This window comes from Mesorhizobium sp. W067, from assembly GCF_054719525.1.
Map to the genome: position 1 here is coordinate 4,036,828 of NZ_JBTTII010000001.1, position 19,873 is coordinate 4,056,700.

A 19,873-nucleotide genomic window follows, 5' to 3' on the forward strand; every position below is an offset into this window, starting at 1 on the left:
TGGAGCTGCGAGGTTGGTTGTCACACCAGATCCCGCAGGGCTTGGTTGATCTCATCAGTCATTACTTGTTTCCTTTCTCGATCACGTTTTTCGAGGTCGGCGAGTTGCAGTCCCGCACCTCCGAAGGCGGCGGTAAGGTCACGAGCGACAATCATTCCCGCCTTGGGACTAAGTTCCCGGTAGACGCGCTCTTGCTTGCCCGTTCGATGGTCGTAGCGAAGGCCCGAGTGCCTGCTGGAAAGCGCCCGCACCCGCTTCACGAGTTGGAGGCGAAAGGCGGCGTCGGATAGAAACCGCTCTGGTCTCTCGCTCCAGAACATGAACATCGCCATCGCAGTGACGGCTATGTCCCTTGCGGAACACTCGGCATCGAGGTTCAGCACCTCATGCGCCGCTTGTCGCTGGTATTGGCTCTGGACCCGGTTGCTGGCCGTGTCCTTTGCCGAGCTTGTCAGTGCGGCCCAGCGTTCGTCCAAGTGGCCCCAAAGGGGACTGTGGGCGTTCTTCGCGATCCGCTCCTGGACGCGGGCAACGTAGGGCGCAAGCTCGCTTCGCCTGATGGCAGTCTGCTCGACATCGCCCTGGCGCCGTAGGCGGCTCTTGTGGCGCCGACAGTGTGGGCTGAAGCGGGAGGATGTAGGTGCGCCGCAATGTGCAGCGCGACATGTTCTCATTCATTTCTCCTAATGTTTGTATCCGCCCCTAAGCACAGAGGGACGGATGAATTGAAAAAGGCCGAGTTTCCCCGACCACGATTTGATGGTGTCTGGTCGCCGCCGGGTGTCGCCCTGACCTGCCCGGTTCACGGTTCCACCTTGTGGGTTTCCCCCCTTGGTTCCGCTCCCGCTCCGGAGGCTAATCCGGATTGGCGGCAAATGCGGTGCTCGCATGTCCGGCAGAGTGCCGGTCCCGAATGCGAAGTCCGCTTCCATGACTATGGTTCGGCCGGGGATCATCGTCTTGCCCCGTACGGTCCCGCTGTCGACCCGTGAGGGCACGTCAGGCATGGCTGCAATCGACCGGGCTGTTCGCAGTACAGCCAAACTGGTTTTGGATTTGGGCTCTTGGGGCCGAGGGGGCCGCTGTGAGCGGGTTGGACTTCGGGGCGGTTCAGTGGTCGGGTCTAGCCCACCACTCGGGTATGCGTTGCGCCTATATGGGGCATTCCGAACATCGGGTCAACGGCAAAAACTCAACGATTTCAACGCGCCGGAGCCCGTATCCGGTGTGGAGCCTTGGCACACAAGTCCTTCACTGGCCCTTGTGCCCGAACTGTGCCCGAAAAAAGTTGCTGACGGTGACGCTGTTGCCCATAGTCGCCTTCGCGGGAGGACGATTTGCGAGCAGTCTTGGGAATAGATGCGGCTTGGACGGCGACCCAGCCGAGCGGCGTTGCACTGGCGGTTGAGAACCCCGGCGGCTGGCACCTGCGGGCAGCAGCGTCCTCTTACGGTGCCTTCTGTGCGCTTCCAGAGACGGATGACCGGCGGCGGCCCGAGTTGTTCGCCGATGCTTCAGGAGCGCTCCAGGCGGCCAATGTGTTGGCGGGAAGTCCAGTCGATCTGATCGCGGTCGACATGCCGCTGTCCCGGACGCCGATCATTTCTCGCCGCGCCAGCGACAATGCCGTCTCTCGCGCCTACGGGGCGCGGTGGGCAGGAACCCACACGCCGAGCGCGGTCCGCCCCGGCGCTGTAAGCGATGCTCTACGGGCGGCCTTTGAGCAGAAGGGCTACAAGCTGTGCACCTCCGGGCTCGTCTTGCGCGGCCTAGTTGAGGTCTACCCCCATCCAGCTCTGATCGAATTCGCTTCGGCCGAGCGGCGACTTCCGTACAAGTTTGGCAACCGGCGCAGCTACTGGCCCGACGAGCCCTCGAAGGTCCGCAACCTCAACATCTTTCGCGAGATGAAGGGCATCGCGTCGCTGATGGAAAACGAAATCTCGGGCGTGCAGACCGCGTTACCAGAGCTCGATTGTGAGAAGGCGAGCGGTCGAGAGTGGAAAGCCTATGAAGACATGCTTGATGCCATCGTCTGTGCGGCGGTGGGTATTTGCGTGTTGGAAGGGCGGGCGGTGCCCTTCGGCGACGACCAGTCGGCGATTTGGATACCGATGCCGGGCTGTGCGAAGCACCGCGTCGAGGGGGCGACAGTTTGACGAGGCGCGGCGGGATGGGGACGATGCTCCGGTGCTTCCCTAACGTCCGATAACCTTCCGCAGGATCGCCACCGCTCCGCAGATGCCGTAAAGGGCGAGGAAGGTCATTGCCAGCGTGTAGACCATCTCGGCCCCCCTCACATACGCCAAGCCGCAAGGGCCTTCTCGGCGGCCGCAGGGTCTTCCTTGATCCGCAGCACCGTCTGACGCGTGAGCCCTGATGCCTTGGCGGCGGCGGACGTTCCCTGCCCCTGCGCCAGCATGTCAGCAACGGCACGGAGCGCGGCCCGGTCATAGCTGGGCTTCCGGCCCCTATAGCGGTCCTCCTGCCCCCGAGCGGCCTCTATTCCTGCCCGCTGGGCCTCTTTCGTAGCCTCGGCCTGTGCTTGGGCGGTCGCGGCCATGAAGGCTATGAGCGCGTCCCTCACGGCTTGCTGCATGGGGTCTTTCGTTGCCCCGTCGAAGGTCATGTTGTTGATGACGGTCCGGATGACCACGCCCTTGCGCATCAGCTCGCGGATTGTGTCGCAAACGTCCTGATAGTTGCGGCCCAGCCGGTCCACCCAGCGCACCACAAGCGTGTCCCCTCGGCGCAGCATATCCCGAAGTCTGCGGCCCTCGGGGCGCTCGGCAAGCGTGGTGCTCACTCCGGAGACCCCGTGATCGGCCACTACGTCGTCTATCGTGAAGCCGGCGGCCTCCGCGTGGGTCCGCTGGTGGTCGAGCGTCTGGTCAACGGTTGAGACGCGGGCATAGAGAATGGTCTTGGACATGGGTTCCTCTGGGTGTCCGTTAGCGTGGTGTACGATGACTAGACTGTCCGTTGGTGGAAGTCAACCCTATCGGACATCCTTTCGGGCAGCGCCATCGCTGTACGCTGGGCTATACCCTTCCGGACACCTGTCGTTGCGGTCTCTGCTCTGATACGAGCCATGGTGCAGATTGAGGGGCCGCCAAATGGATGAGAAGAACTGTCGTCAACTCGCGGTTCGGATTGCTGAAGAGGCTACCCCCGCGCAAAGCGCCGCGCTTCAGGCTTGGGCGCTGAAGCTGCTCGACATTCGGAACTCCGACCTGCCTGTGCACCAGAAGGCGAAACGTGCCGTTGCTGTGACGATCTCGAGCAAAGTCATATGGCCCGTCGTCAAGATCGTCGCCTCACAGACAAAAAGTCTCGGCTGGGACAACCGCACTGCCGCCCAGCGGTTGGGCCTTGGTGCTGCTGCTGTTGGCGTCGCGCTGTTTGGTGGTCAAAGCGCCGGGATTGCCGCACTTGGTGGGGCTGTCGGTGTGCCGCTATGGGTGGTGCTTGGCGCGGGTTCGATGTTCGCTCGCTACCTTTATGAAGAACTCGCCCTTCGCTCGAAAGACAACGGCCGAGCATCTTACTCCGCCATGGAATGACGAGAAGATCGATAGTCGGAAGCCTTAGCCTAAGCGCCCTCCCCCCGGGGGGTATCGTGCCGCTACAACTGTCCAGTTCGACCCCTCGGATTTTTCCGTCAGTTTGAAACGCCCTTCAGGGCCACGTTAGGTCCAGTCCGGGCAATTTTGCCACAAAGCACCGACTACATGATGTCCTTCATCAGCTGGTCCAGGTCTGTATTAATTGAACGGAACCGGGTCTGGGAAATGCTTGCTAAATAGAAAAGAGACGCCGGAAGCGGGATGAAGGTCAACCCAACAGAAAAGAAAATCATTAATGGGGACAGGCATGCACGGTCATAGATACCGATGAACATCCAAAAAAGTGAAGCCAAAGAAAAAAGAAATGTCACGACAGATAGATACTTGATCTTTTCGCCTAACTCCTTATCACAAGCGGCAAGAGTGATCCTTGAGCGTGACAAGCTCGACATATGCTGCGTGCGTCTCGACTTGTTTTCATAGGTCTGCGTCTCAACAAGCTGCTGAAGCGCCACGAGGCGCTTGACGATGGTCTGCCTGTTGAAAACTACTAATTCACGAAAAACTGGTAGTGCCAAGTTGATGCCGAACGCGATTGAGAGCAGATTGCCGAAATCGTTGAGGACAACGCACGAAACGTCCCCCAGAGTATTGTAAGATGTCACCGAAGCTTTCTCCGAACCCGCAGACAGTCAAGCTTATCCGACATGCTAGGCAGTTGACTAGCGGTGCTGTCTCTGACGCGTCCAAATTGCCGCCCGACCTGCTGAACAGCGTCGAAGCCACGCCTACCGCCCTGTCCAGAGGCAAGGTTGTCGCCCTCGCCAAAGCGCTGGCGGTCCCCACCCAGTTTCTATTTTTCAAGAATTTGGAGATTGAGCAGAACCTTCCGGACTTTCGAACGGTAGAGAACAGGCCGGCTATCTTGACGTCTGCGGGGCTTTCCCGCGTTGAGCGGGCCAGGTCGATCGTGGCCTATCTAAACGACGACATCTTCGAGACCAGCCGGGATGCCTCGTTTAAGAAAGGTGCGACCGTGGCCGGCGGTGTCGCCGCCGCCGCCGACACGCTCCGGACACTATACAAAAAAAGCACCCGGCCGGATGGCAGTGTTGATCCGGTTGAAACATTCCGAGAGACGCGGGTTTCTGTGGAGCGCGAGGGTGCAATTGTTCTATGCGACAGGGTGCCGAACGACAGCTTCAGGGGGTTTTGCCTTTCCCAAAAGGGTCACTTCCCCCTCATATTGATTAACACAGCCAACCAGCGTCCCGCCACGAAGCTGTTCACGCTTATGCATGAAGTGGTTCACGTCATGCTCGGGCGGTCGGGCGTTTCCGATCCGACTATGATCGGCAATAAGATAGAACAGTTCTGCAATCGAGTGACGGCGGCAGTTACCATGCCGAAGGCTCAGTTTTCGAGCTTGTATGCTGACGCCGTAGGCAAAGATGTCCGTACTACAACGAACGCGCTTGCCTACCATTTCGGCGTCAGCAAACAGGCCGCAGCACTAAGGGTCACTGAACTAAAACTAGACGAGCGGTTCTACTCGAAGTGGGTTCGGGCGCTTCCGCCCCGTATTCCCGCGATTGAGGAAGAGGATGAAAAGGAGACCGGTAACGGGAAAGGCGGAGGCATTCCCGCCCAAATCAGCCGCTTTGGCTACTTGCTCCCGAAAGTTTTGGGAGGCGCGGTAAACAGGAAGACGATCTCTAATCTCGATGCCTACCGGTTGACAAATTTGAAGCCGCAGACCTTCGAAGAGCTTTCAAGGATCGGTAAGCGCCGGTTGGAGAGCTGACGTTGGCCGTCTACCTGGGGGTTAAGTTCGTTCTTGATCTGGAGGCGTGCCTATATTTCGCGTCTTGCAAGAAAGTCCAGAAGACCGCCCTCTATAAGAAGGCGAGCGCGGAAAGAGTGGCAACAATAACAGAGGTGTTTTTTCAACTTCAACAAATCAACAAGGTATTCGCGGCAGAATTGAAGAAATCTGGGATAGAGATACTGGACTGCGATGAAGCCGTCTATCTGCGAACGGAGGCACTTTCAGCGCTTCTATTGGCGTCGTCCAATGCACCGCTGGGACGAGTTGAGCAAGACAAATTGGTTTTGATCGCGCTGGTAAGCTGCGCTCAAAATGGTCAACTACCCAAGTGTGTTTTGGTTACAGGCGATCCCGGCACGCACCGTGCCTCAATGAATAGTCTCTGCAATGCTCTCCAAATGAATGCTATTCAGGTCGATGGCGCTTTCGCATAGGCTAGACCGCTATGCCGTCTTCAGGGTCTTGCGTCCCTTTGGCGCTTCGGTGTTATCGCACGCGGTGCTGATCCCCTTGCGGCCCCGCTGTGCTCTAGTGCCCGAAGAGTGCTACACGGAAAGTGCTTACCCTGTCCTCCAGCGCGGCGAACTGTTCCGCCAGCCTCTTCAATTCAACGGACGAGTAAAAGTACTCCGTCATCCTCGGCTCGCCCGGCGCAAAGCGTCGTGGGTCATAGAAGCTGGGACCAAGGGCGTACTGCGTCAACGACGGTTGGTCTTTGCCGCCGAAAACGGTCAAGCGCACAACGCCGTGGGCGATGTCATTGCGGCGAGCCGAAAATCCCTCGCATGCAGTGATCAGACGGCAGAAGTTCCCTTCGTTTGTTTGTGATGGACTGGCGCGGAAATAGGTCTCTGCCTTGCTCTGCAGGATGGCTTTTCGGGCATTGAATATCGCACCGCTCCCATATTCGCGCAGGACGGAGATATCGTCGCCCTGGCCCTTGAACGCTGCATATAAGTAACAAAGCTCAAGTTCGACCTCTTCCCATCTGGACATGACGAGACCAACGGCGGCATAGGTAGTTTCTATGTCAGGGTCGCCGGTCTGTGGACCGGGCGGACGATCCCAGGGGTTCGACATGGTTGGAAGCTCCGAAGACAAAGACAGCTACGGTGACAATGAAGCGAAGCTCGTTTTAGGAGTTACCAAGGTCCGCCGTGAACACTCCGCCCGCTCCGGTTAAGAGCGTGGCCCCTACAAGGGCCTACCCGCGAAACAGAAGCGCGGCACAGTTGCATCACCAATTGCTCGCCCTATCAAGAGCTGGAAAGCGCCTTCGCCATGGCCTCCATCGCCACCCTAAGCCGCGCCTCATCGCTCCCATAGGTCTCTCCCACGCCGCCACTTGCATGCCCGAGGATCATGTCTTGGGTGACCTTAGGTACTCCCACCACCCGAAGGCGGTCCTTCATGTTGTGCCGAAGGGAATGAACCGTTGCCTTGCGGTCTGTAACGACGGCCCGAACGTGCTTCATAAGGGCCGCAGACGCGCTTGTTGGGCCACTATCGCCGCCGTAGCGAGGGAACAGCAAGGCACCCTCTCCGGCCGCCTCCAGCGCGACCTTAGCCGCCTTTAGGGCCTCTCCCACCAATGGGACCCTGCGGCGCGACGAGTGGGTCTTGAGACGCCGCCCCTCGTGCCACTGGACGCTGATATGGGGAAGCTCTCCGTCAACCATCACGTCAACAGTCCGTGCGCCCGTCACCTCTGCAAGCCGGCACCCGGTGCCCTCAAGGATGCGCCAGAGGTGCTTAAGGTCGTCGGCGCGAGATAGCGTATCGATCCGTACGCGGATGGCGGCAAGCTCCGCGTCCTTTAGGGACCGCCGCCGATCCTTCGCCGTTTCTGCTTCGTTGGCACTGACGACCACTAGGCCCATAAAGGGGTTCGCAATGTGCCTGAGGTCCATTTCTTTGAGAGCGTGGTTGATGACTGCTCGCGTGTCATTGAGGTAGCGCTCGACCGTGTTTGGGCTGTTGATGACCCGGAGCATGTGGTCCTGTACCGCGCGGGCGTCAGCTCTTCGGAGTTCGGTTAGAAGAGGGTTCTTGCCAAGGGCGTCTCTCACATAGCCCACCACCCGCTCTACTCGCTGCTCGTCCTTCTTTCTTGCCAGTTCGCTTGAGTTGGAGCGTTTGGCGCGGTCCTTCAGATAGAGCCGCTTGGCATCCTCCAGCGTCGGAAGGGGGGCCGGGCCAAGACCCGAATGCAGGGCGGCGATAAGCGCGGTCTCGGCCGGGGCAACGTCGAGAGGATGGCCTGTTTCCGGGTCAACCGGGCGGCCAACGGTCAATCTTTCTGCCACCGAGGAACGGGCGAACCACTCGGCCTCACTTATGCTGGGCGGGTCCGGGTCGAAGCCATAAGCCTTGATTGCGTCACGCGTTTTGGCGAAGTGGTCGAGCGGGGTCTCAATGCGCGCAGCGATTTGGCCTTGGGCCTCGGCGAGCCGGCGTTTCGCGTCAGTCAACGTCTGCTCTGCAAGACCATGCACTCGGCCATACCGCTTAATCGCCTCTGGCTCGCTGTCGCCTAACGGCGCTACCAGTTCACCCTTGCCGAGTATTTCGCGGAGCGGAGCGGGGACCTTGCGCCTATAGCGCCACGTCTGGCCGCGTTTCTGGACGTGCTTCAAGACCAGTCTCATTCGATTTGTACCCCTTGGTGTACCTAGAAGTGTACCTCGGGGAAAGCGAAAGCCCTTGCATTCCTTGGTTTTCAAAGGGTCTCGGGTGGGAAGTGGTGCCCCTAGCCGGAATCGAACCAGCACTCCTTGCGGAACTCGATTTTGAGTCGAGCGCGTCTACCAATTCCGCCATAGGGGCTCAGGCCCAAAGGCCTGGATGGGCGCGGACTATACGGTTGGAGGCCTGTTCGTCAACTGGCCAAATGCGCCGCCGTGCCCTGCTTGCGGCAAAAGCCCGCCTTTCTGTTTCGTGAAGCTCCTGCCATTGTGCGGCGCGGAAAATCTTTCTAGACAGACGCGCATCAAAGCGCGTTGCGTCTGGGCAACCTGCATCCAGGAGAGCCGATGCTTCGCGGACTTTACGACTGGACCTTGTCGCTGGCGGCCCGCAAATCCGCCGAATGGTGGCTGGCCTTCATCGCCTTCGTCGAAAGCTCGGTGTTTTTCATACCTGCCGACGTCTTGTACCTGCCCATGGCTTTGGCGCGGCCCGAACGCGCCTATCGCTACGCGCTGACCGCTACTGTCGCGTCGGTGCTGGGCGGCATTGCCGGCTGGCTGATCGGCTACTATGCCTACGACACGATAGCACGGCCGATGCTGGAGCACTTTGGCGGCCTTGACGCGTTCGAGAGGTGGCAGTCGGCCGGCACCGGGCTGATGCTGGTGCTGCTCGTCACATCGGGTGCCGCCCACCTGCCGCCGATCAAGGTGGTCACCATTCTGGCAGGCGCCCTCCACGTCAATCTTTTCGTCTTCATCGTCTCCGCCATCCTGGCGCGTGGCGCTCGTTTCCTGCTTCTTGCCTGGCTGCTGCGCCGCTATGGCGAGGAGATCAAGGAATTCATCGAGAAGCGTTTGGGATTGATCGTCGGCGCCGGCGCCGCCGCCCTGATTTTGCTCTATATCGTCGTCAAATACGCCTTCTGACCGCCCAAGGCGGGCGGTGGGTCAGGACTATGCCGGCGGACGGCGAATTCAACGGACGAAACATGACAGCCACGATGACAGCCGATACCGGACGCCAGCGGACGCGCACCGCTTTGTTTCTCGCCGTGGCCATGGCCGCCACGGTCGGCTCCGCGCTCGCCTTCCAGCACATAGGCGGCTACATCCCCTGCCATCTCTGCCTGGAACAGCGCACGCCCTATTATATCGGCGCCCCGCTGATGCTGCTGGCGGTGATCGCCTCGATGTTCAGCGCACCCGCATGGCTGACGCGCGGCCTGCTTGCCGTCGGCGGCCTGCTGATGCTCTACGGGCTCTATCTCGGCGTCTATCATTCGGGCGTCGAATGGGCCTGGTGGCAGGGTCCGGCCGATTGCACGGCCGGCGCCGGCCCGGTCGATACCGGCGGCAAAGGCGTGCTCGACGCGCTCGACAAATTCGTGCCGCCATCCTGCGACAAGGCAGCCCTTCGTATCCTCGGCCTGTCGCTGGCCGGCTGGAACGCCATCGCCAGCTTCATCCTCGCCGCCGTCGCCTTTCGCGGCGCGCTGGCCCGCGATTAATCAAGTGCGAGGTCGCGCCATACGGCCAGTCTCTAAATGTTGGCACCGCCCCTCATTGCCCTGCCGGGCATTTCTCCCCGTATAGTGACGGGGAGAAAGACGCAGTCATCAATGGTTTCGCCAATCCCGAACGCTGAAAGAAGGGCGCCAGATTTGCAGACAATTCCCTTCTCCCCGTCACTATACGGGGGAAGGTGGCGGCAGCCGGATGAGGGGCAGCACCTGACATCGGCGATTGCCCTGGCAAGGCCGATCGCGCCAATCCCTACGGCTCCAACTCCACATCCCAGTAGAGATAATCCATCCAGCTTTCATGCAGATGGTTAGGCGGGAACAGCCGGCCATTGTTGTGCAGGTCGTGCACGGTCGGCTGGTAGGGCTTCTGCAGCGGCCACATCTTGGCGTGCGCCGGCATCATGCCGCCCTTCCTCAGATTGCAGGGTGAACAGGCGGCCACGACATTCTCCCACGTCGTCGCCCCGCCGCGATGGCGCGGGATGACGTGGTCAAAGGTCAGTTCCTCGGGCGTGCCGCAATACTGGCACTGGAAGCGGTCGCGCAGGAACACGTTGAAGCGGGTGAATGCCGGGTGCCTCGACGGCTTCACATAGGCCTTCAGGCTGACGACGCTGGGCAGCTTCATCGAAAAGGTCGGCGAAGACACCGCATGCTCGTATTCGGCGACGATGTTGACCCGGTCGAGGAACACCGCCTTGATGGCATCCTGCCAGGACCAGAGCGACAAGGGGTAATAGCTGAGCGGACGGTAATCCGCATTCAGCACCAGCGCAGGAAGCCCATCCGGAGATACGGCAACCGTCACCTTGTTGACCTCCTCGTTTTAAAACCGATCGGCGTGGATACTGTAAGCCCGACATGACAGGGATGTGAAGCGGATTGTCATCAGCCAAACGCGGCAAAAATGCAGGGTTTTCATGCTTTTTTGCGGTTTCAGGCCGGAGGTGCTGCGTCCCGGCCCCTGGTTTCGCGATAATAGGACCAGAAAAGCCGCGATGCGACGCCTCGCCACGGGCTCCATGATTCGGCCAGAGCGATCAGCGTTTTCTCCGGCGGACGCGGCTCGATGCCGAGCGCGTGGCCGACCGCGCTCTGCAGCGCGACGTCGCGCGCGGGGAAAATATCGGGGTGGCCGGCGGCAAACAGGAGATAGACTTCCGCCGTCCACGGGCCGATGCCCGGCACCGCGATCATAGCCGCGATCGCCTCTTCGGCGTCGAGCGAACAGAGGTGATGCAGGTCGAGCCCCTCAACCACGGCCTGCGCAACCGCGATCAGACCGCGCTGCTTCGGCCGCGACAGCCCAGCCTCACGAAACATGTCCTCGCCGGCGGCAAGGATCGCCTGCGGCGTTAGCGGATCGACCAGTTTCACCAGCCGGCCGAAAATGGCATCGGCGCTCGCACGGGATACTTGTTGCGAAACGATAATGGAGGCCAGGCTTCGAAAGCCGGGCTCCGACAGCCGCAGCGGCACCTCGCCGGCCATGCCGCGCACCTTTTCCAGGCGCGGATCGATTGCGCAAAGCGCATCCAGCCCGCGCGCAATATCGTCCAGTGTCGCGATGCGTTGCATGTTTTCTTGTTCCTGAACCGACCTCACGGTAGCAATTGGCAAAACCGCTGCACAACCCGATTGCCGCTTGTGAGATGACGCTCCTGACATTCCGCTTCGCGCCGAGCCCGAATGGCGAACTGCATCTCGGCCATGCCTATTCGGCACTGCTCAACCAGCAACTGGCGCGTGCGGCCGGCGGCCGCCTGCTGCTGCGCATCGAGGACATCGACACGATCCGCTGCACGCCTGAATTCGAGGCCGGCATCTTTCGCGACCTCGAATGGTTAGATCTCGAATGGGAACAGCCGGTGCGGCGCCAGGCCGAGCATTTCTCCGACTATCAGGCCGTGCTCGACCGGCTGGTCCGCGAAGAACTCGTCTACCCTGCCTTTATGAGCCGTGGCGAGATCAGGGCCTTCATCGCCGACAGCGAAAAGCGCGGCCGCGGCTGGCCGCGCGACCCGGACGGCGTGCCGCTTTATCCCGCCGCCGACAAGGCGCTGCCGGTCAGCGAACGCAACCGCCGCATCGCCGAAAATGCGCCCTTCGCCTGGCGCCTCGACATTGATGCAGCGCTGGCGCGCGTCGGCACGGATTTGTCCTGGCGCGAATTCACCAACGAGACGCTTTCGGCGACGCAGCGTGTCGAGGCGCGTCCGCAGGACTGGGGCGACGTCATTCTGGCGCGCCGCGACATCCCGACCAGCTATCACCTGGCCGTCGTCGTCGACGACGCTCTGCAAGGCGTCAGCCATGTCGTGCGTGGCCGCGACCTCTATTCCGCGACCGGCATCCAGCGCCTGCTGCAGGAATTGCTCGGCCTCGGCCAGCCGCAGTATTTCCACCACCGTCTCATACTCGGTCCGGATGGGCGCAAACTGTCGAAGAGTTTTGCTGATACCGGCCTTGCCGCGCTGAGGCAGGCAGGCATGTCGCCGGACGAAGTCAGGCGGCTGGCCGGGCTATGACTAAAGCCGGGCCAGCCCCGCCTTGAGCAGCGCCAACGCGCCGATAAACGCGAAGGCGCCGCCCAGTCCCCAGGCAACCGCGAGCTTCAGATCTCTCAGGACGATGCCATGTTCGTTCGCGGCCATGACCGCGGCGAAAAAGCCGAGCGTGAACAGCAATGTGTTGCCGGTCGACCCAAAACCGTCCTCCTGCATGATGGCGTCGAGCGCTGAGCCGAAGAAGAAGCCGAACACGGCCACACTGGCCACCGTCATCAACAGCCAGCTTGTATCGAGATGCAACAGCATGCGCGCTCCCTGTCGAAGCCAAAACGCCATGTCGCCGGATCGATCGACAGAAGTCGATTGCCCTGACGCCGCCTTTTGAATTCGGCCACCTCCTACATCAGGATGAGCTTATGTACCGATTGTTTCACTTTGCTTGCCGGATTGAACCGCATTAGAGCAATTGCCGTATTTGTCTCTTCACCGAATCGGACCTCTCCACCGGAAACGGCTTCCCCGAAATGCACAGTCTCAAGCGGTTCATCCCCGCCTCGTTTGTCGTCCTGTGGGCGACAGGTTTCATCGGCGCGCGCTACGCCATGCCCTGGGCGGAGCCCTTCACCTTTCTGGCAGCCCGCTTTGTCATCGCCGCCTTGCTGCTTGCCGGGCTGATGCTCGTGCTTGGCTCGAAGCGAGCCACAAGGGCAGAAGCGCTTCACGCCACGGTCGCCGGCATCCTCATGCATGGCATCTATCTCGGCGCCGTGTTCTGGGCGATCCACAGGGGCATGCCCGCCGGGCTTTCGGCGCTGATCGTCGGCCTGCAACCGCTGATCACCGCCGTGCTTGCCGGCCGGTTCCTCGGCGAGGACATCCTGCCGCGCCACTGGGCCGGCCTTGCCGTCGGCCTTGTGGGAGTGATCATCGTGCTGTGGCCGAAGCTCGGCGCTCTCGGCGGCGGCGTTACGCCCGAAACCCTGACGGCGTCGCTGGTCTCGGTGCTGGGCATGAGCGCCGGGACCATCTGGCAGAAGCGCTATGCCTCGGGTGGCGACCTGGTGGCGGCGACGATGTGGCAATATATCGGCGGCGGCTCGCTGATGATCCTGGCTTCGCTGGCACTGGAGACCCACACGGTGATCATCAACGGCGAACTGATCTTCGCCATGGCCTGGCTGGTCCTGGTGCTGTCGATCGGCGCCATCTTCCTGCTGATGGTGATGATCCGCGACGGCGAGATGTCGAAGGTCGCGTCGCTGTTCTACCTGGTGCCGGCCGTCACCGCTGTCATCGCCTGGGCGCTGTTCGGCGAACGGCTCAGCCTCGTGCAGATCGTCGGCATGGCAATCGCGACGCTCGGCGTCGGGCTGGCCACGGCTCGGCCAGCCAAAACCTAGCTGCCGACACGTGCGCGCGCTTCGAGAAAGCGGCTGATCGCCGCATTGAGTTCGCCGCCGAGGATGAAGATCGCCGACAGCATATAGAGGAAAACCACGGCGATCATGATCGAGGCGAGGCCGGCATAGGTCGTCACATAGGACGAGAAATGGTCGAGGTAGGTCGCGAACATCGTCGAGCCGACAAGCCACGCAGCCAGAGTGAAGATGATGCCAGGCACCAGCGAGACAAAGCGGCGCTTGCCCGCCGGCAGCCAGTAGTGGACGGCAAACAAGCCACCAATGATGACGGTTGAGGCGATGACGTAGCGCCACAGCGTGATCGTGCCCGTATAGGGTTTGATCCACTCGAAATGAGCTTCCGCCAGCCGCGCCAGCAAAGGCGCAAAGACCAGGAGCACGCTGATCGCCAGGAAACCGGCCGTCGCGATCAGCACGAAGAAAATGCTCTGCACCCGGCGGTAGATGATGCCGCGCGTTTCGGCGACGCGGTAGGCGCGGTTGAGCGAGGTGCGCAGCGCCTCGATGCCGTTGGAGGCGAAATAGGCCGCCAGAAGCACGCCGTAGGTCAAAAGATCGGTGCGCCGCACGGTCAGCACGTTGAGCACCTCGCGCGCGATAGGCTTGGCGATCTGTTCGGGCCAGGTGTCGAAGACCAGGTGCACGGCAGTATCGGCGAACGCCTGCGCACCGAGGAAGCTCGCCAGCGTGGTGGCGAAGATCAGGAACGGGAACAGCGCCATGAGCGAAGTGATCGCCAGATGGCTGGCCATGGCCCAGCCGTCATCGGTGTTGAAATGGCCAAGCGCGTCATAGAGCACGCGGCGCAGCACGACGATATTCCGCATCAAGAGCCGCGTTCCCTTCGATTGTCTCGACGCCGCGAATATGGGAAGGGATTGTGGCAAATGGCAACCCTTGCTCAAACCACGATGCCGCCTGCCAAAGAGTTGCGCACCATCATCGTCACCGGCGCCTCGTCCGGGATAGGCGCCCACTGCGCCCGTGCACTGAAGGCGGATGGCTGGCGCGTGTTTGCAACGGCGCGCAAGCCGGATGACATAGCCGCACTTGAAGCCGATGGCATCGAGGCCTTTTATCTCGACTACCGTGAGCCGGATTCCATCGCAGCACTTGCGGCATCGGTGCTGGAGCGGACAGGCGGACGCCTCGACGCCCTGTTCAACAACGGCGCCCATGCACAGCCCGGCGCCGTGGAAGACCTGCCGGTTGCGGCATTGCGCGAGCAGTTCGAGGCCAATTTCATCGGCTGGCACGACCTCACCCGACGCATCGTACCGGTAATGCGTCGCCAGGGACATGGCCGCCTCCTTCATTGTTCCTCGATCCTTGGGCTAGCGCCGGTGCCTTTTCGCGGCGCCTACTCAGCCTCCAAGCACGCGCTCGAAGGCCTGATGCTGTGCATGCAGCAGGAACTCAGGGGCAGCGGCATCCATGTCTCGCTGATCGAACCGGGGCCGGTGACCTCGAAAATCGCCAGCAACGGGCTGTTCTGGTTCCTGAAAAACATCGACCACGAGAATTCCGTCCACCACGTCGCCTATGCCACGCAGCTGGCGCGGCTTCGGGCCGGCGGCAGCTCATCACGGCTGAAAAAGGGGCCGGAGGTGGTCTATGCGGCCTTGCGCCATGCACTTCTGTCGCGGCGCCCGCGCCCGCACTATGTGGTAACAGTGCCGGCCAGGATTGGCGTGATGCTCAAGCGCATCCTGCCGGCATCGATGCTCTACCGCGTTCTGGCCGGACGCGCCTGATCGCAACAGAACTGGGAACAGATCATGGCAACCGTCATCAAAGTCCTCCTCGTCCTCGTCATGGTCGCCGTGGTGATCGTGCTTGTCCGCGGCCTCATCAACATGATGCGCGGCGGCTCCGGTGTGAGCTCGAACAAGCTGATGCAGGCACGCGTGCTGCTGCAGGCGCTGGCGTTGGCACTGATCCTGCTGGTGGTGTATTTCACCCGCAAGTGACGGCCGTTCGGGAGGCGACGTGGTCAAGCTCAACAAGATCTACACCCGCACCGGCGATGACGGCACCACTGGCCTCGGCACCGGTGAACGCAGGCTGAAATCCGACCTGCGCGTCGATGCCTACGGCACCGTCGATGAAGCCAATGCCTGCATCGGCATCGCCCGCCTGCACACAGCGGCAAGTTATCCCGCCATCGACGCCATGCTGTCCCGCATCCAGAACGATTTGTTCGACCTCGGCGCCGATCTCGCCGTGCCCGACGACGGCAAGCCGCTGGGCTACGAGCCGCTGCGCATCATCGCCTCGCAGACCGACCGCGTCGAAAAGGATATCGACCTTCTCAACAAGGATCTGCAGCCGCTCAAATCCTTCGTGCTCAATGGCGGCACGCCGGCGGCGGCAGCACTTCATCTTGCCCGCACCGTGGCGCGACGGGCCGAGCGGATCATGGTGGCGCTGGCGCAGGACCCGGCCGAACATGTCAATCGCGAGGGGCTGAAATACATAAACCGCGTCTCCGACTTTCTGTTCGTCGCCGCCCGTGCGGTCAATGACAACGGAAATGCCGACGTGTTATGGGTGCCCGGCAAGAACCGCTGAATTTCGAAGGCGGGAAAGGGCTTGGGGCATGTTCATCCCGCTTTACGACTCCAACAGGTTGCGCCACATCCGGCTGCAATATGTGACGATCGGCCTGATCGCGGCCAACGTGTTGGTCTTTCTCATCACCACGATCGGCGGCGAAAATTTCAACAACGCAGCCGTGCTCGGCTTCGGCTTCATTCCTTCGGTTGTCCACGACACGGCAGAACTCTCGCCCCAATTCGTCGTCATTCCGGAGAGCCTGAGTTACCTCACCTATGCCTTCCTACATGCCGATATCTTTCATCTCGGCGGCAACATGCTGTTCCTGTGGGTGTTCGGCGATAATGTCGAGGACGCACTCGGCCACATCCGCTACCTCATCTTCTATCTGCTTTGCGCCATCGCCGGCGCCTTCTTGCAGGGGCTCGTCGCCTGGAGTTCGGAGGTTCCGCTGATCGGCGCCTCCGGCGCCATTGCCGGCGTCGTCGCCGCCTATCTGGTCCTCTACCCCCGGGTGAAAGTGTGGGTGCTGGTCTTTGCCCGGATTCCGCTGCGTATCCCAGCCTTCATCCCACTGATCCTGTGGATCGGCTTCCAGGTGGTGATGTTTGCCGCCGGCGGCGAAAACCAGATATCCTGGGCCTGCCATATTGGCGGCATCATTGCCGGTGGCGTGCTGGTGCTCATTATGCGCAGCCGCGGCGTGCCGCTGCTCGCCGGTGGCGACGGCGAGCCGCAACCCGCCGATCAGCCAGCCGCTTCTACTGGGCCGGCGCCAGCCGGTCCCGCTCCCGTGCAACCTGAGACGCGTTGGGGCCGGGGTGGCGCTTCCGGTCACAAGTGAACCGATTTGGGTTTGGCCGCTGCCGTGGCATATTGACGTGTTGCGTCGCCACAACTACGGAGAGCGCCACCGCTAGGCGGCAGAAGACCAGAATTCGTCCGGCCAGGATTCCGTTTGGCCGGAATTCAGTCAGGAATGTCGGCTTTCGACAACTCTGCGGAGGCGCACGCTGCTATAGCGCGCCCGGATATCTCAGGAGAGGTGACAGACAATGAAGATCCTTGTGCCCGTGAAGCGGGTTGTGGATGCGAACGTCAAGGTTCGCGTCAAGGCCGATGGTTCGGCGGTGGAACTCGCCAACGTCAAGATGGCGATGAACCCGTTCGACGAGATCGCGGTGGAAGAGGCGCTCCGGCTGAAGGAAGCCGGCAAGGCCGAAGAGATCATCGTCGTTTCGGTCGGCCCGCAGCAGGCGCAGGAAACGCTCCGCACCGCGCTCGCCATGGGCGCCGACCGCGCCATCCTGGTCAAGACCGACGAGCAGACCGAGCCGCTCGGCGTCGCCAAGGTGCTGAAGGGCGTCGTTGACGCCGAACAGCCCGGTCTCGTGATCCTCGGCAAGCAGGCGATCGATGATGACTCGAACCAGACCGGCCAGATGCTGGCCGCCCTGCTCGGCTGGGCACAGGGCACTTTCGCCTCCAAGGTCGTGATCGACGGCGACAAGGCCAAGGTGACGCGCGAAGTCGACGGCGGCCTGCAGACGGTGGAACTGAAGATGCCGGCGATCATCACCGCCGATCTTCGCCTCAACCAGCCGCGCTATGCCTCGCTGCCCAACATCATGAAGGCCAAGAAGAAGCCGCTCGACGAAAAGAGCCCGGCCGATTACGGCGCCGACGTCAAGCCGCGCCTGAAGGTGCTCAAGACCGAGGAGCCCAGCGGCCGCAAGGCGGGCGTGAAGGTCAAGAGCGTCGCCGAACTGGTCGACAAGCTGAAGAACGAAGCCGGCGTGCTCTGAGACTGGAAGGAACAGATAAAATGACCATTCTCCTCATCGCAGAACACGACAACGCAACTCTTTCCGACCAGACCGCCAAAGCGCTCTCGGCGGCGCTGCAGATCGGTTCGGACGTGCATGTGCTGGTGGCCGGCAAAGGCGCCAAAGGCGCTGCCGACGCCGCCGCCAAGCTCAAGGGCGTGAGCAAGGTGCTGCTGGCCGAGGCCGACGAACTGGCCGAGCGCCTCGCCGAACCGCTCGCCGCACTCGTTGTCTCACTGGCCGGCGCCTACGACACCATAATCGGGCCGGCGACCTCGTCGGGCAAGAACGTCTCGCCGCGCGTGGCGGCCCTGCTCGATGTCGCGCAGGTCTCCGAGATCATCGAAGTGGTTTCACCAGACACGTTCAAGCGGCCGATCTATGCTGGCAATGCGATCCAGACGGTGCAGTCTACCGACGCCAAGAGAGTCATCACTGTGCGCACCGCCTCCTTCCAGGCTGCCCCCGAGGGCGGCTCGGCAGCTGTCGAGACGGTGAAGGCCGCGGCCAATCCCGGCCTCTCCACTTTCGTCGAGAACAAACTCTCGGAAACCGACCGTCCGGAACTGACCTCGGCCAAGATCATCATTTCGGGCGGCCGCGCGCTCGGCTCCTCGGAAAAGTTCCAGGAAGTCATCCTGCCGGTCGCCGACAAGCTCGGTGCAGCCGTCGGCGCCTCGCGCGCTGCCGTCGACGCCGGCTACGCCCCGAATGATTGGCAGGTCGGCCAGACCGGCAAGGTCGTGGCGCCTGACCTCTATATTGCCGTCGGTATTTCCGGCGCCATCCAGCACCTTGCCGGCATGAAGGATTCGAAGGTCATCGTCGCCATCAACAAGGACGAGGAGGCGCCGATCTTCCAGGTTGCCGATTATGGCCTGGTCGGCGACCTGTTCGTCATCCTGCCGGAACTGCAAAAGGCGCTTTGACGCTTTCTGCCAAAGCGTATTAAATTGTGAAAGGGTGGGGTAGACGAAGCTGCCCCACCCTTTTAGTTTGCACTGCACAAAAAGCAGGCCGCAAAGGCCTTTTCGACGGGATCGCTGCAAATGGCCAAGATCGAGACGATCGGCATCATCGGCGCCGGCCAGATGGGCGGCGGCATCGCGCATGTATCAGCACTTTCGGGTTTCAAGGTGCTGATCTACGACGTCTCGCCCGACCGTATCGAGAAGGGCATTGCCACGGTCAGCGGCAACATGGCCCGCCAGGTCGGCTCCGGCAAGCTTGAGGAAAAGCTGCGTAACGAAGCGATGGCGCGCATTTCCGCAGCCCCCACCATGGCTGATCTCGCCGGTGCCGATCTGGTTATCGAGGCGGCGACCGAGGACGAGACGGTCAAGCGCAAGATTTACGCGCAGCTCTGTCCCCAGCTCAACCCGGAAGCCATTCTGGCGACCAACACCTCGTCGATTTCGATCACCCGGCTTGCCGCGCAGACCGACCGTCCTGAGCGTTTCATCGGCATACATTTCATGAACCCCGTGCCGCTGATGAAGCTGGTCGAACTGGTGCGCGGCATCGCTACCGAGGATCAGACCTTCGAGGCGGCCAAGGCCTATGTGAAACAGCTCGACAAGACCATCACCGTCTCTGAAGATTTTCCGGCCTTCATCGTCAACCGCATTCTGTTGCCGATGATCAACGAGGCGATCTACACGCTCTATGAGGGGGTCGGCTCGGTCGATGCCATCGACACCGCCATGCGGCTCGGCGCCAACCATCCGATGGGACCGCTGCAGCTCGCCGATTTCATCGGCCTCGACACCTGCCTGTCGATTATGCAGGTGCTGCATGACGGCCTGTCGGATTCGAAATATCGCCCCTGCCCGCTGCTGGTGAAATATGTCGAGGCCGGCTGGCTCGGCCGCAAGACCGGGCGCGGCTTCTACGACTATCGCGGCGAGCATCCGGTTCCGACGCGCTAACCACCAGAACGAAAGTTCCGTGCTC

At 61.5% G+C, this 19,873-nt stretch carries 24 protein-coding genes and 1 tRNA gene; 15 read left to right on the forward strand and 10 right to left on the reverse strand.

Annotated elements, in window-relative coordinates; all coding sequences use genetic code 11:
- Positions 1-20: 20 nt before the first annotated feature.
- Positions 21-476: a hypothetical protein gene (locus ACYG97_RS19595; RefSeq protein ID WP_050590421.1), complete on the reverse strand. Its 456-nt coding sequence runs from the start codon at positions 474-476 to the stop codon at positions 21-23.
- Positions 477-1,349: 873 nt separating this feature from the next.
- Between ACYG97_RS19595 and ACYG97_RS19600 the strand changes: the two genes are divergently transcribed.
- Positions 1,350-2,159, forward strand: coding sequence for a DUF429 domain-containing protein (locus ACYG97_RS19600; RefSeq protein ID WP_156937236.1), 810 nt, complete (start codon positions 1,350-1,352; stop codon positions 2,157-2,159).
- A 137-nt stretch (positions 2,160-2,296) separates the two neighbouring features.
- On the opposite strand, the gene ACYG97_RS19605 is transcribed toward ACYG97_RS19600, so the two are convergent.
- On the reverse strand, positions 2,297-2,932 hold the full coding sequence (locus ACYG97_RS19605) for a recombinase family protein (protein WP_023734588.1): 636 nt from the start codon (positions 2,930-2,932) through the stop codon (positions 2,297-2,299).
- Positions 2,933-3,116: 184 nt separating this feature from the next.
- Between ACYG97_RS19605 and ACYG97_RS19610 the strand changes: the two genes are divergently transcribed.
- Positions 3,117-3,563: a hypothetical protein gene (locus tag ACYG97_RS19610; protein WP_023734589.1), complete on the forward strand. Its 447-nt coding sequence runs from the start codon at positions 3,117-3,119 to the stop codon at positions 3,561-3,563.
- A 164-nt stretch (positions 3,564-3,727) separates the two neighbouring features.
- On the opposite strand, the gene ACYG97_RS19615 is transcribed toward ACYG97_RS19610, so the two are convergent.
- Positions 3,728-4,231, reverse strand: coding sequence for a hypothetical protein (locus ACYG97_RS19615; protein ID WP_023734590.1), 504 nt, complete (start codon positions 4,229-4,231; stop codon positions 3,728-3,730).
- 86 nt (positions 4,232-4,317) lie between these two features.
- Here ACYG97_RS19615 and ACYG97_RS19620 point away from each other — a divergent pair, with 86 nt between their 5' ends.
- Positions 4,318-5,370 carry an ImmA/IrrE family metallo-endopeptidase gene (locus ACYG97_RS19620; RefSeq protein ID WP_198029743.1) on the forward strand — a complete coding sequence of 351 codons (1,053 nt, stop codon included), beginning with the start codon at positions 4,318-4,320 and terminating at the stop codon, positions 5,368-5,370.
- Positions 5,371-5,372: 2 nt separating this feature from the next.
- Positions 5,373-5,828: a hypothetical protein gene (locus tag ACYG97_RS19625; protein WP_023734592.1), complete on the forward strand. Its 456-nt coding sequence runs from the start codon at positions 5,373-5,375 to the stop codon at positions 5,826-5,828.
- Positions 5,829-5,922: 94 nt separating this feature from the next.
- On the opposite strand, the gene ACYG97_RS19630 is transcribed toward ACYG97_RS19625, so the two are convergent.
- From ACYG97_RS19630 to ACYG97_RS19640, 3 genes are all read right to left on the reverse strand, one after another.
- A complete protein-coding gene (locus tag ACYG97_RS19630) occupies positions 5,923-6,474 on the reverse strand; it encodes a hypothetical protein (RefSeq protein ID WP_023734593.1) in 552 nt (183 codons plus the stop codon).
- Positions 6,475-6,650: 176 nt separating this feature from the next.
- Positions 6,651-8,042 (reverse strand): tyrosine-type recombinase/integrase, encoded by a 1,392-nt coding sequence (locus tag ACYG97_RS19635; protein ID WP_023734594.1) that lies wholly within the window; start codon positions 8,040-8,042, stop codon positions 6,651-6,653.
- A 93-nt stretch (positions 8,043-8,135) separates the two neighbouring features.
- Positions 8,136-8,220 (reverse strand) — tRNA-Leu (locus tag ACYG97_RS19640).
- A gap of 206 nt (positions 8,221-8,426) precedes the next feature.
- On the opposite strand from ACYG97_RS19640, the gene ACYG97_RS19645 reads away from it, so the two are divergent.
- The gene (locus ACYG97_RS19645) at positions 8,427-9,011 is read left to right on the forward strand and encodes a YqaA family protein (protein ID WP_023673756.1); all 585 of its coding nucleotides are present in this window, start codon (positions 8,427-8,429) and stop codon (positions 9,009-9,011) included.
- Between the two features lie 62 nt (positions 9,012-9,073).
- Positions 9,074-9,592, forward strand: a complete 519-nt coding sequence (locus ACYG97_RS19650; RefSeq protein ID WP_023686688.1) for a disulfide bond formation protein B — start codon at positions 9,074-9,076, stop codon at positions 9,590-9,592.
- Between the two features lie 265 nt (positions 9,593-9,857).
- Here the strand turns inward: ACYG97_RS19650 and ACYG97_RS19655 are convergent, their stop codons facing one another.
- Both ACYG97_RS19655 and ACYG97_RS19660 read right to left on the reverse strand, forming a co-directional pair.
- Positions 9,858-10,415: an HNH endonuclease gene (locus ACYG97_RS19655; protein ID WP_023734595.1), complete on the reverse strand. Its 558-nt coding sequence runs from the start codon at positions 10,413-10,415 to the stop codon at positions 9,858-9,860.
- Positions 10,416-10,543: 128 nt separating this feature from the next.
- Positions 10,544-11,185, reverse strand: a complete 642-nt coding sequence (locus ACYG97_RS19660) for a DNA-3-methyladenine glycosylase family protein (RefSeq protein WP_023685318.1) — start codon at positions 11,183-11,185, stop codon at positions 10,544-10,546.
- 74 nt (positions 11,186-11,259) lie between these two features.
- Between ACYG97_RS19660 and gluQRS the strand changes: the two genes are divergently transcribed.
- Positions 11,260-12,135: a tRNA glutamyl-Q(34) synthetase GluQRS gene (gene gluQRS / locus ACYG97_RS19665; protein WP_023734596.1), complete on the forward strand. Its 876-nt coding sequence runs from the start codon at positions 11,260-11,262 to the stop codon at positions 12,133-12,135.
- Here the strand turns inward: gluQRS and ACYG97_RS19670 are convergent, their stop codons facing one another.
- On the reverse strand, positions 12,136-12,423 hold the full coding sequence (locus ACYG97_RS19670; protein WP_023671677.1) for a hypothetical protein: 288 nt from the start codon (positions 12,421-12,423) through the stop codon (positions 12,136-12,138).
- Positions 12,424-12,641: 218 nt separating this feature from the next.
- Here ACYG97_RS19670 and ACYG97_RS19675 point away from each other — a divergent pair, with 218 nt between their 5' ends.
- Complete coding sequence (locus ACYG97_RS19675; RefSeq protein WP_031202754.1) at positions 12,642-13,517, forward strand: DMT family transporter; 876 nt, start codon at positions 12,642-12,644, stop codon at positions 13,515-13,517.
- Here the strand turns inward: ACYG97_RS19675 and ACYG97_RS19680 are convergent.
- Positions 13,514-14,365 carry a YihY/virulence factor BrkB family protein gene (locus tag ACYG97_RS19680; RefSeq protein WP_023671675.1) on the reverse strand — a complete coding sequence of 284 codons (852 nt, stop codon included), beginning with the start codon at positions 14,363-14,365 and terminating at the stop codon, positions 13,514-13,516. The genes ACYG97_RS19675 and ACYG97_RS19680 overlap by 4 nt on opposite strands.
- A 60-nt stretch (positions 14,366-14,425) precedes the next feature.
- On the opposite strand from ACYG97_RS19680, the gene ACYG97_RS19685 reads away from it, so the two are divergent.
- The 7 genes from ACYG97_RS19685 to ACYG97_RS19715 all read left to right on the forward strand — a co-directional run bounded on the left by ACYG97_RS19685 (position 14,426) and on the right by ACYG97_RS19715 (position 19,848).
- Positions 14,426-15,292: an SDR family oxidoreductase gene (locus ACYG97_RS19685; RefSeq protein ID WP_084023796.1), complete on the forward strand. Its 867-nt coding sequence runs from the start codon at positions 14,426-14,428 to the stop codon at positions 15,290-15,292.
- A gap of 24 nt (positions 15,293-15,316) precedes the next feature.
- The gene (locus ACYG97_RS19690; RefSeq protein WP_023671673.1) at positions 15,317-15,508 is read left to right on the forward strand and encodes a twin transmembrane helix small protein; all 192 of its coding nucleotides are present in this window, start codon (positions 15,317-15,319) and stop codon (positions 15,506-15,508) included.
- Between the two features lie 19 nt (positions 15,509-15,527).
- A complete protein-coding gene (locus tag ACYG97_RS19695; protein WP_023671672.1) occupies positions 15,528-16,109 on the forward strand; it encodes a cob(I)yrinic acid a,c-diamide adenosyltransferase in 582 nt (193 codons plus the stop codon).
- 28 nt (positions 16,110-16,137) lie between these two features.
- Positions 16,138-16,938 carry a rhomboid family intramembrane serine protease gene (locus tag ACYG97_RS19700; RefSeq protein WP_023734598.1) on the forward strand — a complete coding sequence of 267 codons (801 nt, stop codon included), beginning with the start codon at positions 16,138-16,140 and terminating at the stop codon, positions 16,936-16,938.
- Between the two features lie 211 nt (positions 16,939-17,149).
- Positions 17,150-17,899: an electron transfer flavoprotein subunit beta/FixA family protein gene (locus ACYG97_RS19705; protein ID WP_023686691.1), complete on the forward strand. Its 750-nt coding sequence runs from the start codon at positions 17,150-17,152 to the stop codon at positions 17,897-17,899.
- Positions 17,900-17,919: 20 nt separating this feature from the next.
- Positions 17,920-18,849, forward strand: coding sequence for an electron transfer flavoprotein subunit alpha/FixB family protein (locus ACYG97_RS19710; RefSeq protein WP_023734599.1), 930 nt, complete (start codon positions 17,920-17,922; stop codon positions 18,847-18,849).
- A gap of 120 nt (positions 18,850-18,969) precedes the next feature.
- Positions 18,970-19,848 (forward strand): 3-hydroxybutyryl-CoA dehydrogenase, encoded by an 879-nt coding sequence (locus tag ACYG97_RS19715; protein WP_023671668.1) that lies wholly within the window; start codon positions 18,970-18,972, stop codon positions 19,846-19,848.
- Positions 19,849-19,873 lie beyond the last annotated feature (25 nt).

Excerpts from the sequence above, each read along its gene's own strand:
- ACYG97_RS19605 (WP_023734588.1), bottom strand. The coding sequence starts at position 2,932 with ATGTCCAAGACCATTCTCTATGCCCGCGTCTCAACCGTTGACCAGACG.
- ACYG97_RS19610 (WP_023734589.1), top strand. The coding sequence starts at position 3,117 with ATGGATGAGAAGAACTGTCGTCAACTCGCGGTTCGGATTGCTGAAGAG.
- ACYG97_RS19630 (WP_023734593.1), bottom strand. The coding sequence starts at position 6,474 with ATGTCGAACCCCTGGGATCGTCCGCCCGGTCCACAGACCGGCGACCCT.
- ACYG97_RS19635 (WP_023734594.1), bottom strand. The coding sequence starts at position 8,042 with ATGAGACTGGTCTTGAAGCACGTCCAGAAACGCGGCCAGACGTGGCGC.
- ACYG97_RS19645 (WP_023673756.1), top strand. The coding sequence starts at position 8,427 with ATGCTTCGCGGACTTTACGACTGGACCTTGTCGCTGGCGGCCCGCAAA.
- ACYG97_RS19650 (WP_023686688.1), top strand. The coding sequence starts at position 9,074 with ATGACAGCCACGATGACAGCCGATACCGGACGCCAGCGGACGCGCACC.
- ACYG97_RS19660 (WP_023685318.1), bottom strand. The coding sequence starts at position 11,185 with ATGCAACGCATCGCGACACTGGACGATATTGCGCGCGGGCTGGATGCG.
- gluQRS (WP_023734596.1), top strand. The coding sequence starts at position 11,260 with ATGACGCTCCTGACATTCCGCTTCGCGCCGAGCCCGAATGGCGAACTG.
- ACYG97_RS19670 (WP_023671677.1), bottom strand. The coding sequence starts at position 12,423 with ATGCTGTTGCATCTCGATACAAGCTGGCTGTTGATGACGGTGGCCAGT.
- ACYG97_RS19675 (WP_031202754.1), top strand. The coding sequence starts at position 12,642 with ATGCACAGTCTCAAGCGGTTCATCCCCGCCTCGTTTGTCGTCCTGTGG.
- ACYG97_RS19680 (WP_023671675.1), bottom strand. The coding sequence starts at position 14,365 with ATGCGGAATATCGTCGTGCTGCGCCGCGTGCTCTATGACGCGCTTGGC.
- ACYG97_RS19685 (WP_084023796.1), top strand. The coding sequence starts at position 14,426 with ATGGCAACCCTTGCTCAAACCACGATGCCGCCTGCCAAAGAGTTGCGC.
- ACYG97_RS19690 (WP_023671673.1), top strand. The coding sequence starts at position 15,317 with ATGGCAACCGTCATCAAAGTCCTCCTCGTCCTCGTCATGGTCGCCGTG.
- ACYG97_RS19700 (WP_023734598.1), top strand. The coding sequence starts at position 16,138 with ATGTTCATCCCGCTTTACGACTCCAACAGGTTGCGCCACATCCGGCTG.
- ACYG97_RS19705 (WP_023686691.1), top strand. The coding sequence starts at position 17,150 with ATGAAGATCCTTGTGCCCGTGAAGCGGGTTGTGGATGCGAACGTCAAG.
- ACYG97_RS19710 (WP_023734599.1), top strand. The coding sequence starts at position 17,920 with ATGACCATTCTCCTCATCGCAGAACACGACAACGCAACTCTTTCCGAC.
- ACYG97_RS19715 (WP_023671668.1), top strand. The coding sequence starts at position 18,970 with ATGGCCAAGATCGAGACGATCGGCATCATCGGCGCCGGCCAGATGGGC.